This is a genomic window from Brakhagea baltica, from assembly GCF_052161605.1.
Classification (GTDB): domain Bacteria; phylum Planctomycetota; class Planctomycetia; order Pirellulales; family Pirellulaceae; genus JBKCUI01.
Genome location: NZ_CP197409.1, coordinates 6,264,786 through 6,280,973 on the forward strand (window position 1 = coordinate 6,264,786; position 16,188 = coordinate 6,280,973).

Consider the following 16,188-nt stretch of genomic DNA (forward strand, 5'->3'; position numbering starts at 1 on the left):
CCTCTGCGTTTTATTTCATTCTTGCCTCAAAGGATCGGTTATCCGTATCCGAAGAAACGCCTGAGACAATCAAAGACAAGAGCACTGGCAGCTGAGCTGAATCGGATTGTTCCATCTGGACCGCAGTATATCCATGGGTTGTCACAAGTAAGACGCTGTGCTCGCTCGATGTTGGAATTTTCAACAATGTGTGGGAACCCAAGGTCCGTCTTGATGCCTTTTCTGATTCCGTTTGATCTAAGTTGACGACGATGTGATCAGCCCGCTTTTCGACAAATGCGACATCACTGCCTACGATGTACGACTTACCGCTCGAACCGGGAATTTCAAGTATCCAACGATCGCCGTCAACGTACAGCGTTGAGTCATCCATGCGCCATGTTCGCGACAACGCGATTGTGGTAGCGACCGGCTGCTCTATGCAACCTGCAAAAATAAAACAAAGCAATATGGTACATCGGATTTTCTTCATCGCTCAACTCAATCGGTGATTTTAACAAGTAAGACAAGCCTAGTCTCGCAGATCTTCGGTTCATCGCGGGGAAAAAAACGTAAACAGTGATCCATGCGAACGATGCCGCGACACATGGGATTATGGACTGGCTATGGGAGCCTTTAACGGGTTTTTTCATTTGAATATTTTTTTACCTGATTACCAACATTAGTAATATCGAGCTGGCGGATTTCGATTTTGTTGGGGTAGCCCCAGAATTCTTGATTCCCAAATTGTCCGGTGTTGGTTTGGTCATGGTTGGAATAAATCTCATGGGAACCTGCGGGTATGAGAAAGACTCTGCCATCGAGAAGGAGTTCAAGCTCTTCATTGGTTTCTATCACAATGGTCCATGCTTTGCCGGTCCATAAAAAATCCGGTATCCACGTTCCGGTCACATTCGCGTTGCTGACAGGGAGCCCATCAATCGACATCGAGCCGACGTAGCGGCTTCTAATGCCTGATTCGACCAAGACCCCAAAAATGAATATCGAGAGAAAAGCTACGAGCCCTACTAAGATCTTGATTGCAGTTTGCATCGCATGCCGTTGAAAGCGTTTTGAATTTCGTCGTTACCTAAGCGTGGCTAAAGGGTGGGTTAGATTGTGTGCCCAAACTGTAAAGCGTTCCTCCATAGATCGGAGAATTATCGCATGGCTGGTCGCGGTTTGCAACTTTCCGACGGATGCTCCTGCTTTCCATTTGCCTAAGCTAAATCTTGACACCGGGGGGATAGGCCCATTCCTGAGTCTTCACTTATGGTCGGACGGTCCAGTAAGATTAGAGATATCGATAGGAAACGTAGGAAGCCAGAATGCTATAGGGAATTCCGAACCTGAATCGTATACACGGCTTCGAAAAATCGATAGCGAACGAATGAATGCACCTGGCTTGTCCAGGTGAAGCTAACGTTTCTCGCTACACATAACGGCTTCCCCACACACTCTAAGAATGCTCCTGGTTTACCCAGGAGATCGTTACGCTTCCGGCGTGACTATCCGGACCTGCCTCGCCAATCGGAAATCTAACAATCCGCCGATCGAGTCGGCGGGATTCGATGGCGGAACGGGGCGATCGTGGGCTTAGCGAGATGCCTAACGATCCGCAGGACGAGCCTGCGGGATTCAACGCGGGCTACGCCATGCCACTGATCTTTCGCCAAGCCCATTCGGTGCCGAGTAGGCATACTAGACAGGACCATAGTAACCAATGGCTCCATGCAGGCGAGACCTCGCGCTTCGGTGCACCTCGGGTCGTTGGCCTCGAGCGTAGCAATTGCTCCAATTCCGTTGGATTAGCCAATACTCTTCCACCCGATAGCGTCGCAATCCGAGCCAAATGCTCGTGGTTGGGGAGCGGGTTCTGCTGCTCGAATGGGTCTCGCAAGATCTGAATGTTCAACGATGTACTATCAACTTGCGTGCCGTGATCAAAAGAAGAATTCGACTCGGCACCTTCATAGGCCGTCAGTTCGATATGCAACCCCTCATCACCACCCGTCGAATTCTCACTCAAGGTTAACTGGAACTGATATCCGCCTCCCTCCTCGGGATCAATACGCCACTCTTCGCCCCATGCCATTCGAGGTCCCACCTCTCCAGAGTCTCTTGGCAAATTTTCAGGCCACAGTACCGGCGCGTACAAGCTGTTATCGTCAAGATTGGCAGGCTCCAACATCGCCCATAATCGATACTTGGAAGTCATCCTCGCTGACTCATCGTAACATACCGCTCGCAATGTGATGTTCTCACCGGGGCGATAGAAATGCTTGTCAGCTGTAGCAATCAATCTGCGTCGCCCTGTCGAGGAACCCTCGGTCGCCCAGTAAACAATGTTCCTCCATAGCTTGGCTGCAAGCTGATCTGGCTGCGAACCCCATCGGTTTACCAGCGTTTGACTTCCTTGGCCCGATATGCTCGCAGTCGACACGAACACGCGACCACGGCCTACGCGGTGCGCCATCATGACTGGTAAATTCTCGTCACCGGTTTTGCTCAAGACCTCCACTCCCGGTTTTAACTCTAGCGGTTCTCCGCTCGCAGGCAAAGCTGGCAGGGCAGAAAGCAATTTATTGTTCAACTCTTCCTCCAGTTTGAGTCTCCAGATCGGGTGCCTCGTTGCTGATACTGTGATCGGTGTTGTGAACGAAACAATGCGATTCAAGGAATCGACTCGATAGGGAAGAAAAGGAGCGAGCGGGGATTCCTTCCACTCGCGAGGATCAAGAGACGCGACTCCCGTGATCACGAGCCCACCTCCACGACCTTCGACCCACTGGGCTATCCAACCCGCACGCTCCTCGTCCAACATCTCAGTACTAGCATTGCTAAAAATGATACAGTCGTAGGAAAAGAGTTCCGAACGGGTTTTGGGAAAAGCAAACGTTTGCCGATTCGACGCATCATACCCTTGATATATTCCGCCTCCCGTATTTTGCAGCATCACGCAGTCGATATCCGCGTCTTGTTGAAGGAATAGCTGCACCGAAGTCATACCTGTTGAGCTTCTGACAGCACCGCCGAGTTCGAATAATTGGTTGAGCACGCTCGCTGACACTTGCGCCCCACTTTCCGGACTACCCTCAATGAGAAGCACTCGAACCTTGGTCCGATCGATTTCGACTCTAGTATCAACTCGATTATTCTGCTCGCTCAACTCCCCGGGAACGACATCGACTTGGACGGTGAGATCTTCAGGATGATCGTCAATCCTGTAGGTAAGCGTAACACTCTGTGCACCATCAACCAGCGTCACAGGTACCGATGCGAGCACTGCAGAGGAGCCATCTGCAGCGCGAGATTTCCTCGACAAGCTGACGGTTGTCCGTTGACCGCCCATTCCGAAACTACGCAGGAAAACTTGAAGCTGATTCTCGGTATACTTGCGGACCTTCTGAGCGGTCACTAGAGAAACGATTGCAACGTCCCCCGTTCCCTCAGCATTTCCAACAGGAACGACGTGGATCGGGACCTTGTTCTTGCCATATAACTCGGCGAGTCGTTCTACTGATTCTGTTGCGCGCACGCGACCATCTGAGACGACCACAATGCCGCTGGTCCTCTTCGGATCCACCTGGGGCAGCAAATCCCGCAAGGCATCGGCCAACCGTGAGTCTGCCGCTTTGGGCGGTTCGATGGCCTCGTCGAGTCCGGCTGAGTTCGATGCAAGAGTCAACGACGAACTCGCTGGCGTGGGAGTAAGCTTTTTGAATGGTTCCAGTCGATGGCCAAAACGATATGCTTGGATATCAGACAAATGCTCTACTCCGACTCGTTGCTGTGCCAGAGCTAAAAACCCTAGTCCCTCATCCCATCGTGATTGTTTGTCACCGAGTTGCATACTTTGCGAACTATCGACAAGGTAGAGAATAGAGGGACGCTGTACGCTACCAGGTGTTTCTTCGACATGGGTTGGACCGAGGAGAATCACGCCGACGATGCCGAGACAAATGGCCCGCATAAGCCACATTCCCCAGTACGGTCTAGATTGGACTCCTCCCCAAATCAGTCGTACGATAAGCCATAGAGCTAAGCACGTCAGTGCTAACAATGCTATATGCCACTCGGTGAACGGGGGCACCCACGAAAAATAGCTATCTGCGAACAACATAACCGCAAATGGGATGGAGCTCTGGATCATAGTTCTGAGTCTTCTCCGGCGATCGTGCGATAGTACCCGTCCACAGCGGATCGATAAAGGGACGGAACGGGTGCTTCACGTTCGGCCGCAACCTCGAGTAGCAAGATTTCTTGAATCTCTTCTCGCAATTTTCGAACGACCCATTCCACACGACCTCTCGCGTTTTGTTTCCGATTTAGGCCGAAATGGACATCGGATGATCCACCACTTTCCGCTTCCTCTGACTCGAGGGCGTTGGCTAGTTCATCGAGCCCTTCCTGCCTCAACGCTTTCTCCAACTGATCCAACTGCCCTTGAACACCAGGAGTCAACGTTTCTTGCTCTCCTTGCCCTCTCCGGCCTTGCATCTCACTTGGTTCTCCGCCCCCCTTACCACCGGTCGATTCCGACATTTGCATCGAAAGCTGACTCGCCTTTTGCTCCAAATCGCGAATTCGATTCAAGCGCGGTGCAACCAGTTGTTTATAGAGGTTGTTCAATTGATCTGCCGCATCGGCATAATCCCGTGCTCGGTCTAGCCCAGCGTTCTTCTCGGTCTTGTTATCTGAGAAATTTGCGTTCTCTCCGTTACTCACATCATCAGTAGTGCCAGTATCGCCAGACTCCGATTCAAGAGGCTCCTCCGCCAAGCTCTCACCGACTGCTAAAGACTCGGTGATCCGGTCCTCCAAGTCATTTGTGCGAGCAAACTCCTTCAATGCATCCGAGACCTCGCTCATAGCCACGTCGCCCACCTCCGCTGGGATGGACAATAGCTCTGACAGGGTCTGAGACCTGCGTGCCAGTCGGCGTGCTGCCCAGGCTCGTGCCTTGGGATTCTCCGCGTTTACCAGTTCCCGCTCGCGATTGGCCATCGCCAGCGTCATATCTCGTAATGCTCCGATGCGAGATATCGCTTCCGAAGCCGCTAGAGCACTTAATTGGACACCCATCTCTCGCAGCTTATCCGCCGTCTCTCGACTCGCCTTGGGAAAACCCTCGAGTTCGTTATCTCTTGCCGATTTCGAAAGTTGATCCATATCAGCCTTTACATCACCGAGTCTTTCGGCGAAAAGCTTGGACTTGGACAACCGGTCGCTAAGCTCGGATTCGAGGTTTTGAACTCGCTCCAGCAAATCGACCTGCATCCCGTACCAGTCTTCGCGTTTACCGGGCTCTGCACTTGCAGCCTCTGGCTCAGCTTGGCCACTGGCGTCGGATGCTACCGCGCTCGAGTTGGCTCGTGCGATCCTTTGCCCCAGTTCCTCTTGTTCGATTGCAATTCGCTCAAGTGAATCCGCGATTTGCAATTCTGTCTTTGGCGCTTCTCGTCGTAGCTTTTGCTGCAGTTGTCGAGTAAGTTGTCGGAATTCCGAGGTTTGGATTCTCGTAGGGTTTGCAAGGATGGATTGCTCAACCTGTCGTCTCGCTTCGGTGAGTGAACGGAGGGCATCTTCTTCTTGTACCATAGAAAGGGGGATGTTAGCAGCGTATAAAGAATCGGCCGCTTGTAACAAAGTTGATTCCGCCTGACTCAACGCTTCGATATCGTCATTGCCTCGTGAAAGGAAAAACTCTGCTAGGAATCGAGCTAAACTAGCAAGCTCGCTTTCTGCCTCCGCCATTCGATCGAGAACTTTTAGAGAATCTGGGGAGCGAATGCCTCCCGATCGATCGAACCGACGTGTGCTATTGATAATGCCACGTTGACGACGAATGATTTCATCGAGTTGGACGATGAGACGCTGCCGGCTACCGCCATTCGACGGCTCCATTTCTTGCTCGGAGAAGAATTGTCGCAAGGGACGAATGTCTATGTAGCGAACATCCGTCTCGACACGTTGTGGCCCCCACTCTCGATTGTCGATCGCGTAGGCATAATAGGATACGAAGTCGCGCTCTGTTAAGGAAAAGGATTCCAGTGGCAGTATTTCCTCGAGCCTAACGTTCGTTGAGAAATGAGAGTCTCGATCACCATCCTGATCACTATGCATGCTGACAAGCTCAAACTCCTCATCATCACCAATCCGAAAGAAGATACCTGACTCGGTAATGCCATAGTCATCGGAAACCTGGACGCTCATCGGAAGCTCGGCTAAAGTGTGCACTTTTATCTCATCGGGTGGATCAAGCCAACGAAGAACAGGTGCAGAGTCTTCTCGCACGCGAAGTCGTCCTTGGACAGGAGCCATAGGAATGCCATCTTGTCCTGATGCTTCAACTCTCCAATAAAGCGATGAATCGGTCGGCAACACAAAAGTCACCCGATTCGAGTGTGTCGACAATGGCAGTTCTTGTGGGATTAACTTGTTTGATTTCGTGCCAGTCGCCAAGCTTGCAGAGACCAAAACGTGATTCGCCTGGATGACGACCTCAACTTGCGAGCGTTCGAGTACCGTCACTTCCGAGGAGAGAAATGTTCGTGGATCGAGCCCTGTATAACTCGGGGGCGTGACGATAGTCTCGACACGTTCAGCGACGATTAAAGGTTGAACCTCGATACGATGGATCGCGGAATCCCCAACGTTGGTTAAGAACTGATACTCGATAGTCGAGGCAGCTTTGTTCCAGTCATAAGTAAATTCCAGTCGTTCGTCGGCGACAAGACGGTACACTACCCACTCAGATTCAGACAATGGTCTAATTTGCAAATGCACCTCTCGATTCTTTCGTCCCGCCAATTCAAGCTTGATAGGTAGCGATGTCCCCTCGAGAATCTTGGTGTCGCCAGGGGTGACATTGAGTACCGTATACGGAATCTCATAACCAGCCGCGCGCTGAATTGCGATCTTCCAATCTTGCCCTCCGAGTGACATGGCAAGTAAGGTTCCGAACAGAACCGCGCAGGCAAGTGTACTGGCGACGAGTCGTCTCCAGGGGATCATTTGATGCGGAGCAAGCGTTTCCCATCGCCCCAGAGTTTGATTGCCAAGTGCAGCTAGCATCTCTGGTGGTCCGGAAACTCTACCGTCTACGGCATCCAGGATCGTGCGGAGTCGTTGCCCAAATGGTTCAAAAGCCCTTTCGATTTTGGCCACGAACACCTTGGACCGCACGTTGCGAAACTGTCGTAAAACGCTATATCCCGCGACAAACGCCGAGAGAACACAGATTCCCCATACGAGGGATTGACGCCAAACGAGATTGAGTTCCCAATAGTAGTCAACCGCTGTTAAAGTAATCCATAAAGCGAGTATGACTGCAACCATCAAGAAGCACATCGTTGCGACTTGGGTTATGAGCATTCGCCAACGCAACGCGTTGAACTTCTCGGCGATTTCCTTCATGGAGTTAGGAATCGAAGATATTGATACGCTGCTCATGGTTCGATCCTGAATGAAAAGTTATGGGGTTGTTCGATTCGACAATGCGAACTCAGCGATTAGCAGAACCAAAATAGCACCGGCCAACCATGGCCATATCTCGATCCTCTTCAATGCAGTAACCGAGGTCAAAGGCTTGTCCAATTCATCCCCTGCAACGACCGTTATCCCAAATCGCTCGCCGAGCTCGTTTGGTTCGATTCGAGCTGTATCACTCTCCGACGCCGATGTATTAATTACGTAAAGTGACTCGGTCGATTTGTCAAAACCAGCTTGACTGAAAGTCTTCATGCCGACACTCGTTGAGGAATCGGTCGCCAGACTGACTGTTTGAACCGTATTGCGTTCGCTTAGTTGAACATCTTCGTTCTTCGCGAGGATGGAATCACCCACATTTCGAAAGCGTATGAGCCCCTCGCCGTTGAGTTGCAGAAGTTCTGCCGCCATTTGTTGCACAAGGGGCAGATACAATGGACTCATTGTCCAATTGCTCCAACTGGGGTCAGAGCTTGATAGAAACCAAACGATGTTTCCCTTGCCAAACGTATGCGACGTTATCGCGGGCTTTTTGTCTTCGAACCACGCAAGCACTCGTGTTTCAGATGCCGGAAACAAATGCTGGATTTTGTGAAAGGCGAGACGCTTGAGGTCCCCGTGCTGGGGGTCTTCGAATAAATCAAGCATGTCCGAGGTTGACTCAAAGGAAACGATTCGAAACGGTGATACGCCACTCGGTTGTTGTTTACCTAAAGTGCCGGGGGCAATTGCCGATGAAGCCCAAGTTGTTTGCCAATCCTCGCGGGCAGGGTCTCCGGCGAAGATCAGCAATCTCCCACCTCGCTGTGCATAGTCCTCAAGTCGATCGATGTCCGATGCGTTTAACCTTGCGAAGTTCGAAACAACAACGAGTCTCGTTTCGTCAATATCCAAGTAGGGAAAGGATTCTTGATCCAAGGAAACCCAACGAGGTTCGAACCGACCATGAACTCGATTTTTCGTTCTACTGAGCTCTGACGACAAGGAATCTTCTGAGATGCCTCGTTCTTCATTATCGGAAAGAGACGATGATTCGAAACTATCTGTATTCTGCTGTAACGCCGCAATCAAAAAGGGATTGTGAGCGAGTTCTTCTTTTGTCTGATCATCGCCTCGACGATCTAGAACGAGTACCGTGTAGGGCTTAGCAACTTCGAATGCGACATAACGTTGATTGTCTAATGCGAGATCGTCATTCACATCGACGGAAACGGTACATTGCCAAACGCCAACATCAAGTGCCCCCAGATCGAACTCAACTTCTTGAGGCTGGCCTGGTGCAGATTGAATTGACTTCTTCACCTGAACAGTTCGAGAACCATTCGTAGCAATCACCACCACGGGCACATCCTCGAACGGCAAACTACCGTAATTGAAGAGTGTGGCTGTTACTTTACAAGCTCGCTGGCTTCGAAGTCTAGTCGCGGGTGCAACAACACTCGTGATGGCTAAATTGCTGGCGGCGGGCCGCCCCACATCGACTACATGCACCGGGACATCGACTGGAAACTTCCAATCGGTCACTTCCGATAAGTTGTCATTTAGACCGCTTCGCTGCATGTCGGAAATGAGAAATACATCCGCTAGAGAGGTCGGATGTGCATGCACTCGATCCCTCGCGTATGCAATAGCCGCCGCGAAATTGGTTCCTCCGGTTAGCACTCTCGGGGCAATCAGGCGTGTACCGTCGTCCAGTACTGGTTCAATCTGTCGATCAAACCAAGCCCACTCCACCTTAGCATCTTCGCCCAACGCATTTGCTCGCTTGATCGCTTCTGCGACAGCATCGTCCACTAATCTCCCTTGTCGTCCGGGCATGCTCATGCTTGCAGATCGGTCAATGAGAATGACGCGAAATCGATCCCCATCTCGTTTGGTCGATTCGAGAAAGAAGGGGCGGGCAAAAAGAGCAGCGATCAGACCTACGAGAGCCATCCTTGTCAACAGCAAGAACCAACGTCGAACACGCCTTCTTTGTACGCCATCTCGAATGACCTCACTCAGAAAACGCATCGTCCCTAACTCGATTCGTTTCACCTGCCATCGGTTCAGCAAATGTACGATCAGTGGGATGACGACCGCCAAACCTGCAAAGAGAAACCCTGCTTGAATGAAACTCATGGCGAACTTGTCCTTCGCACGAGGTAGCCTACCAATGCTTCGGCTGGTGACCGATCCGTCAACAACTCGAGTCGGTCCACTCCTTGGTTACGACATGCGTCGTTCAATTCTTCGCACCAGTGATCGATTCTCTTCAGATACTCAGTGCGAATACCTTCTACATCGGTAACCAATTCGTTCGGGCTCTCCAAGTCCACAACGCGAATTTTTCCCTTGTCGTCAAGGGTTCTTTCAAACGGATCGAGGACATGCAACAGCACAACCTCATGCCCCCGATGCCGTAACTGTTGTAATCCACGCTGTATCCCAGTGACATCATCTACGAAATCGCTTACCAAAACGACGATACCGCGATGCCTCGCGAGCGCAGCCGCTTGTTCGATCGATTTTGCCAACGAAGTTACCGGTTGACGTGGACCTTGAGAGAGTAATCGAATGCAATCCTCCCATTGCCCAGGCTTTACTGAAGGATCCAGATAATGCGAAATGCCGTCATCCATCAATCCCAATGCGACGGCATCGCGTTGCTTCAACGCGATCGAAGCCATGGCCGCCGCTAAAGCGGATGCGTACTCAAATTTGGTCATAGCGCCCCGTACCTTACACCGCATCGAATGGCTGGAGTCGACGAAAAGGTACAGATTGAGATTCGTCTCGGCATCAAATTCTTTGACATAGAGCTTGCGTTGTCGAGCAAAAATTTTCCAATTGACGTGCCTCAGATCATCACCCGCCCCATAGCGTCTATGCGACGAAAACTCAACGCTATAGCCGATGAACGGACTTCGGTGCAACCCTTGCATAAAGCCTTCGACAATGGCACTCGCTCGCAATTCGAGCGAGCTCAGCTTCGCCAACTCTTCGGGCTTTAACCAATCGGGCGCTCCATTTGCTTTTGCAACGACCATTAGGAATTCTCTTTCACCCCGGCGAGTAATGCGTCGACTACATCATCCGAATCAACGTTGTCAGCCCGACCGTGAAAATTCAAAACCAATCGATGGCGCAAAACGGGATGGGCTAGGGCTCTGACATCGTCGAAGTCAACATGGTAACGTCCTTCGAGAACTGCACGTGCTTTTCCTGCCAGAATGAGTGCCTGCCCAGCCCGGGGGCTTGCACCATAGGTCACGTACTTCCGAACGATCTCCAAGTTGCTTGAAGTCTGTTCTTTTGCTTTCGACGGACGGGTTGCATTGACCAACCGAGCGGCGTACATCACAACATCGTCAGAAACGGGTACGCTACGAATAATTTCTTGAAGCTCGATTAGCTCTTGAGCGGTTAGAACGGACTCGGGTTGCTGTATTGTTGTACCGGTCGTTCCCTTGATGATGGCTGCTTCCTCGTTGACCGTGGGATACTTGACCCGAATGTTGAACATGAACCTGTCCAATTGGGCTTCAGGTAGTGGGTAAGTACCTTCCATCTCGATGGGATTCTGCGTAGCTACAACAAAGAAAGGAGGTTCGAGCTTGTAAGTTGAGTTGCCGATGCTGACTTCATTCTCTTGCATTGCTTGAAGTAACGCTGCTTGCGTCTTTGGAGGTGTCCGATTGATTTCATCGGCTAGCAAAAAATTAGTAAAGATCGGCCCAGGTACAAACTTGAGCCGATGACCGCCTCCCCCTTCCATTTCTTCAATCACATCCGTACCCGTGATGTCTGATGGCATCAAGTCGGGGGTGAATTGAACCCGTTTAAACTTGAGCATCAGCGTCTGTGAGAGTGTACGAGCCATCAACGTTTTTCCCAATCCAGGAACACCGTGCAGAAGCACGTGTCCCCGACAGAGCAAGCTCAATAGCAAGAGATCGACTACATCTTGTTGTCCCACGACAGCCTTGGCGGACTCGTCTCGGAGTTGCTGTCGAGCTGATCGTAATCGCTCGACGCGTTCTAATAGCTTGTTTCCGGTAGCAGCGTTTCTCTCGGAGGTGATGCTCATATGGTGTTCTTTCTCGGAAAAAGGTTGTTTGATAAGGGGCTTGAGAAGATCAGGTCAGCGGGCGTCCTTTAGCTTCTTGTCGTATCGCGTGGCTTCGTCGGCATCGATAAGTCCATCTTGGTCGGTGTCGATCTCATGAAAGACATGCCTCGGTCCGAGAAATTCATCCCAGGTTATGTCCCCATCTCCATTCCTGTCCATGCGTTGAAACCACATCGGACCTGTTGGAGGTCTTAACGAAGCAGTTGTGACCTCGGTCGCAGATGTACGACTGACTTTTCCGAATAGGCTGATGCCTCCTCGTTGAATCTCAATCCGAAAGGATTGCCGCATACGAGAAGGGTTGATGACTCCCTCATTGTTGGCCAACTCACGAAGCCTTTGTTCTAGGGTCCTCAGCTCTCGAATGGAAATTCGACCGTCGTTATTCTGGTCGAGTAATTGAAAGAATCCATTGCCTGAATCGATAAGCGTCACCTGACAAGTAGTCGTCGCTGGTTCAGTATACTCGCGGACATAGTCCAACATTTCCTCTGCAAAGACTCTGCCGTCGTTATCGCGATCCATGGCTTCGAAAAGGTAACGAGCGAATCGTTGATGCTCCGCAATCTCATCCATGTCGAGGTATCCATTGGCATCCACGTCGATGGTGTTGAAAACGGTGATGGCATTCTCGCGAGCTTCACGAAGTGGGTCTCGATGTCGATATCCAACACTCAAGTTTATATGCGATCTGCTCATGGTAAAGTAACCGTCTGCCGACTGCGAATCTTGTTTTGAATCGCTGTCCAAGTTCGCATGCAGAGTTTGCATTCCGGCCGGGATTTTTTCCGTAGCCTCTCCCAAGTTCACCGAAAACACCGCGTCGGGATGAGCGTTAGCGATTTGTGACAACTCTTGCATGTTGAGCTTGCCGTCATGATCTGCATCTAGAATCGAGAAGCGATCTTGAGGCCAGCCTAACTCCTGGGCGGTGAGGTGTGCGTCTCGGTCTTTATCATACATGCGAACTAATCTAGCAGGCATAGTCGGTTCTCGTGCATCCCGTAGTAGCTCCGAAAGTATTGACTTGGGAGCCTCTTGATCTAGGGAAGTAACGACAACCAATGAGGGAGTAGCCGTTTGATTCGGTAAGAATTCGTCAAAAGTGATGCATTGATCCATATCGAAGTCTAGTGCGGCTATACGGGATGCTGCTAACCTCATCTCAGCAGCATCGATCAATCCGCTCTCATCTTGATCGAGAACCCGAAAGACACTGAGATCTTGATCAGCGACGACGTTTTCTTGGCGATAGGACATAAGTTGTCCGGCAGATCGCTCTACTGCCAAATCGATTTCATGCCGAGTGTATGGTTTTCGAGTGCGGAGCGATTGTAGGAAAGGGTTGTCGTCGAATCGCCGCCCCATCACGAACAGCGGATGCTTAGCGGTCTCTTGTCGACTCAATTGACCATCTTGGTCGGTATCCAACGTTTTGATTAAGCGATCGACATACTGCTCGCGTTTCGCTCGGAGTGGGTGATCTCCATCGGTGACAAATAGTCGAAAGTGAATGGGGCCATCAGGCAGCAGCAACAACATGTCATGCTGTCCATCGCCACGAGTCATTCCGGAACTCGCAATGAAAGTGCATAATAGGCAAGCCGCAGCGTTGCGAACAACACTTACCCAGAGCTTCATGTAATCAACTCCCCTACTGCTTGTGCATAATCTTCGACAAAAGGGATAGGGCGATCTCCCAGTTGATTGCTGGCATCGGATGGAATTCCGAGGACCTCGAGGATCGTTGCAAAAAGCTCCCCTGCCGTGACTGGTCGGTCCTTGACTTCCATGCCATCGGGACTGGTTTGGCCGATAACTTGCCCACCAGCGATACCTGCACCCGCAAGCGCGACACTCCAAGCGTCAGGAAAGTGGTCCCGTCCGTTTGTGGAATTTATGCGTGGAGTCCGACCAAATTCCCCCATCCAAATCACCATGGTCGATTCGAGCATGCCTCGTTCCCGCAAGTCGCGAATCAAGGTCGACCATGCTGGATCGAGGGTACCACACAGCCCCTTGACCATTTGAAAATTATCGACGTGCGAGTCCCATGTCGCAGCCTCTGCTGTATCGAGCGAAACCTCAACAAACGACACACCACGTTCCACAAGACGTCGGGCGAGCAAGCAGCCTTGACCGAAACGGCTACGACCATAAGCATCTCTCAGCTCCGCAGGCTCTTCGTCGAGATCAAATGCACCTTCCCCCCTTGTTTCGACCAATCGCATCGCTTGCTCGTAAATAGCAGAATGTTTTATTGCAGAACTAGATTGGCTAGAAAAGCCCGAGCGAACGATTTGAAGAAGCTCTTGACGTTTGGCCAATTCCTCCATGCTGCCGATTCCCGTCGGAGTCATGTATTCAACAGTTAGATTGGCACGGGTTGTGGGATCGCTACTAACGCCAGAAACCAACAAAGGAGAATACTTTGGTCCCAAGAAGCCACTTCCCAGATTGCCGAACCTCGATGGTGCGACAGCTACATAGTTGGGGAGATGGGATTCAGCTTGCTCGAGTTGCTTGGCTACGAGTGAGCCGAGAACAGGATACTCGAGCGTGCCTCCCATAGGACGGTATCCGGTTTGCATGAGTTGCGTTGCGCGGCCATGATCCCCTTCGCGTGTCTTCATCGATCTAATGATTCCAACGTGGTTCATCTCAGCGGCGATCAATGGCAGATTGTCCGAGATATGGATTCCAGAAACAGCAGTTGCAATCGCTTTGGTCGGGCCTCCGTTGGCATGATTAGGCTTTGGGTCGAGCGTTTCCATCTGGCTAGGTCCACCGGGCATCCACAGCAGTATACATGCTTTGGGGGGGCGCCGGCCATGAAAGGCGTTGGCCAGTCGGGGCAACCATCCCGAATAGCTGTAGCCTGCCATCGAAGCGGCTGCAATCTTGAGAAGCTGCCTGCGCGAGAATCCACTACCCTGAAACTTTATCGACATAGTACAAACTCCGGACTGTTTAGGAGTGCCCATAGAACCTCGCCATACGCGCGTCGCTTGGACGAATCGTTATCGAAATCGAGCAAGTATGTAGTGAGTGCTGAACGTTCAGCCTCTGTTGGCAATCGCGTCAATACCGAAAGAAACAAGGAATCCAAACGCGCGTCTTCATCGAGAAAGGGTGCCTCGACGACGGCGCGTAGCAGACGGCTTGTTTCCCAGTCTATCGCATCGCTCGTCAGTTTACCGTTCATAAACATCAATGCTTGAGGAATACCGGACGCATAGTCCTCGGGCGTGACACCGCTGGTTTCGTTCAAGCGACTGACTAATTGAAGCCGATCTCCACTCCAACGAGCGGACGACGGATTGATTCTGCTGAGGGGCAAATGCAACGATGTTTCCAGAGAATCGAATACTTGTTCGGGACTACTCGCTTTGAGAGATCTAGCGAACTGGTCAGGACGGGCAAGAAGCTCGAACTCGAGGGATTTCGCTTGGTACCACTTGGACTTCAAGATAGCAGCTAACAGAACGCGAGTATCGAATTCAATCTCAGCAAACTTATCACCGAGAGCATCTAATAAAACGCGATTCTCTGGCGAAGCTGAATCTAGATTTTCGACATCAGCATAAATGCCACGCCCCACGAGCTGTTGCCACATACGATTCACCATGGTCGAAGAGAAATGCGGATTCTCTCTGGCTGTAATCCATCTCGCTAGTTTCAAACGAACTTCAGTACCCGATACGCTTCGATTCGACGATGGCGGTTGCCCCGTTACGGGATCGCTAAATGCAGGATTGGTTGTCCATAAGTACTTAGCCGTGTACTGTACCCCATCTGACTCGATTGTGCCGACACCTGCGTCCTCGGTGCTACGATTCATTCCTAGATCCGAATAAAACGCTGCTAAGCCCCAAAAGTCTTGTTGTTTCCAAGGCGCAAACGGATGGTCATGACATTGCGCGCACTCGATACGAACACCGAGCATGACGCGAGACACATGACCTGCATAGTTGGCCGCGTCGGCCCCAATCAGATTAAAGTAAGCATTGGCTGGGTTGTTAGGTGACGAACGGACCAGTTCTCGCATGATTTCGTCGAGCGGTTTGTTTTGCTCAAAGGATTCGTTGAGCCAGGGTTCAATCGTTTCAGGAGCACCGTTGACCGTCGTTCCTGGAGGAATCAGAACCCGCCTCCATTGCCGAGCCAGGTGCGAAGAGACGAGCCGTTGATAGAGTGCGCCGCGCTCGCCATCTCCGAACACCAATTCATGAATGAGCTGCCGGCGACGACTGTCTCCGTTAGCCTGGAAGTCTCGCAGCTCCGAAAGACTCGGAATCCGACCGATCGTGTCCAGATAAATACGCCGAGCAAAGGTTAGGTCATCGCATAGCTCGGGCAGTTCACCGTAAACCTCAATCCCTTTTTGATCGATCCAAGCTGCCAGTTCATCGCCCCGAGAATCCGCGTTAAGGTAAGAAGCTGTAACAACGAGACCAACAATTGCCAGCAAGATAGTGGTCGAGGCTTTTGTTGGGTTCGAGAAAATCATCGTCATCACCAATCCTCGTTTATGCAGGTGGCTAACGCCACCATTCATCGAGTGGCGGCAAGTAAAGTTTCTAAAAGTTCGGGCGGCCGATCCGCCA

At 51.3% G+C, this 16,188-nt stretch carries 10 protein-coding genes; all 10 read right to left on the bottom strand.

Features of this window, described 5'->3' with window-relative positions; all coding sequences use genetic code 11:
• Positions 1-10: 10 nt before the first annotated feature.
• The 10 genes from SH449x_RS24550 to SH449x_RS24595 all read right to left on the bottom strand — a co-directional run bounded on the left by SH449x_RS24550 (position 11) and on the right by SH449x_RS24595 (position 16,097).
• Complete coding sequence (locus tag SH449x_RS24550; RefSeq protein ID WP_482378714.1) at positions 11-472, bottom strand: hypothetical protein; 462 nt, start codon at positions 470-472, stop codon at positions 11-13.
• Between the two features lie 143 nt (positions 473-615).
• Positions 616-927, bottom strand: a complete 312-nt coding sequence (locus tag SH449x_RS24555; RefSeq protein WP_482378715.1) for a hypothetical protein — start codon at positions 925-927, stop codon at positions 616-618.
• Between the two features lie 700 nt (positions 928-1,627).
• Positions 1,628-4,132 carry a hypothetical protein gene (locus tag SH449x_RS24560; protein ID WP_482378716.1) on the bottom strand — a complete coding sequence of 835 codons (2,505 nt, stop codon included), beginning with the start codon at positions 4,130-4,132 and terminating at the stop codon, positions 1,628-1,630.
• The gene (locus tag SH449x_RS24565; protein ID WP_482378717.1) at positions 4,129-7,434 is read right to left on the bottom strand and encodes a coiled-coil domain-containing protein; all 3,306 of its coding nucleotides are present in this window, start codon (positions 7,432-7,434) and stop codon (positions 4,129-4,131) included. Before SH449x_RS24565 ends, SH449x_RS24560 begins: the two co-directional genes overlap by 4 nt.
• Positions 7,435-7,455: 21 nt before the next feature.
• Positions 7,456-9,591, bottom strand: a complete 2,136-nt coding sequence (locus tag SH449x_RS24570; RefSeq protein ID WP_482378718.1) for a BatA domain-containing protein — start codon at positions 9,589-9,591, stop codon at positions 7,456-7,458.
• Positions 9,588-10,499 (bottom strand): DUF58 domain-containing protein, encoded by a 912-nt coding sequence (locus SH449x_RS24575; RefSeq protein WP_482378719.1) that lies wholly within the window; start codon positions 10,497-10,499, stop codon positions 9,588-9,590. The genes SH449x_RS24570 and SH449x_RS24575 overlap by 4 nt, the downstream gene beginning before the upstream one ends.
• Entirely contained in the window at positions 10,499-11,539 is a 1,041-nt protein-coding gene (locus SH449x_RS24580) for an AAA family ATPase (protein ID WP_482378720.1), read from the bottom strand. The genes SH449x_RS24575 and SH449x_RS24580 overlap by 1 nt, the downstream gene beginning before the upstream one ends.
• A gap of 54 nt (positions 11,540-11,593) precedes the next feature.
• Complete coding sequence (locus tag SH449x_RS24585) at positions 11,594-13,222, bottom strand: EF-hand domain-containing protein (protein ID WP_482378721.1); 1,629 nt, start codon at positions 13,220-13,222, stop codon at positions 11,594-11,596.
• Positions 13,219-14,532: a DUF1501 domain-containing protein gene (locus tag SH449x_RS24590; RefSeq protein ID WP_482378722.1), complete on the bottom strand. Its 1,314-nt coding sequence runs from the start codon at positions 14,530-14,532 to the stop codon at positions 13,219-13,221. The genes SH449x_RS24585 and SH449x_RS24590 overlap by 4 nt, the downstream gene beginning before the upstream one ends.
• Positions 14,523-16,097 carry a DUF1553 domain-containing protein gene (locus SH449x_RS24595; RefSeq protein ID WP_482378723.1) on the bottom strand — a complete coding sequence of 525 codons (1,575 nt, stop codon included), beginning with the start codon at positions 16,095-16,097 and terminating at the stop codon, positions 14,523-14,525. Before SH449x_RS24595 ends, SH449x_RS24590 begins: the two co-directional genes overlap by 10 nt.
• Between the last annotated feature and the right edge of the window lie 91 nt (positions 16,098-16,188).

What these genes read in the sequence shown, in the direction of transcription:
- SH449x_RS24550 (WP_482378714.1), bottom strand. Translation starts at nt 472, where the DNA reads ATGAAGAAAATCCGATGTACCATATTGCTTTGTTTTATTTTTGCAGGT.
- SH449x_RS24555 (WP_482378715.1), bottom strand. Translation starts at nt 927, where the DNA reads ATGTCGATTGATGGGCTCCCTGTCAGCAACGCGAATGTGACCGGAACG.
- SH449x_RS24560 (WP_482378716.1), bottom strand. Translation starts at nt 4,132, where the DNA reads ATGATCCAGAGCTCCATCCCATTTGCGGTTATGTTGTTCGCAGATAGC.
- SH449x_RS24565 (WP_482378717.1), bottom strand. Translation starts at nt 7,434, where the DNA reads ATGAGCAGCGTATCAATATCTTCGATTCCTAACTCCATGAAGGAAATC.
- SH449x_RS24570 (WP_482378718.1), bottom strand. Translation starts at nt 9,591, where the DNA reads ATGAGTTTCATTCAAGCAGGGTTTCTCTTTGCAGGTTTGGCGGTCGTC.
- SH449x_RS24575 (WP_482378719.1), bottom strand. Translation starts at nt 10,499, where the DNA reads ATGGTCGTTGCAAAAGCAAATGGAGCGCCCGATTGGTTAAAGCCCGAA.
- SH449x_RS24580 (WP_482378720.1), bottom strand. Translation starts at nt 11,539, where the DNA reads ATGAGCATCACCTCCGAGAGAAACGCTGCTACCGGAAACAAGCTATTA.
- SH449x_RS24585 (WP_482378721.1), bottom strand. Translation starts at nt 13,222, where the DNA reads ATGAAGCTCTGGGTAAGTGTTGTTCGCAACGCTGCGGCTTGCCTATTA.
- SH449x_RS24590 (WP_482378722.1), bottom strand. Translation starts at nt 14,532, where the DNA reads ATGTCGATAAAGTTTCAGGGTAGTGGATTCTCGCGCAGGCAGCTTCTC.
- SH449x_RS24595 (WP_482378723.1), bottom strand. Translation starts at nt 16,097, where the DNA reads ATGACGATGATTTTCTCGAACCCAACAAAAGCCTCGACCACTATCTTG.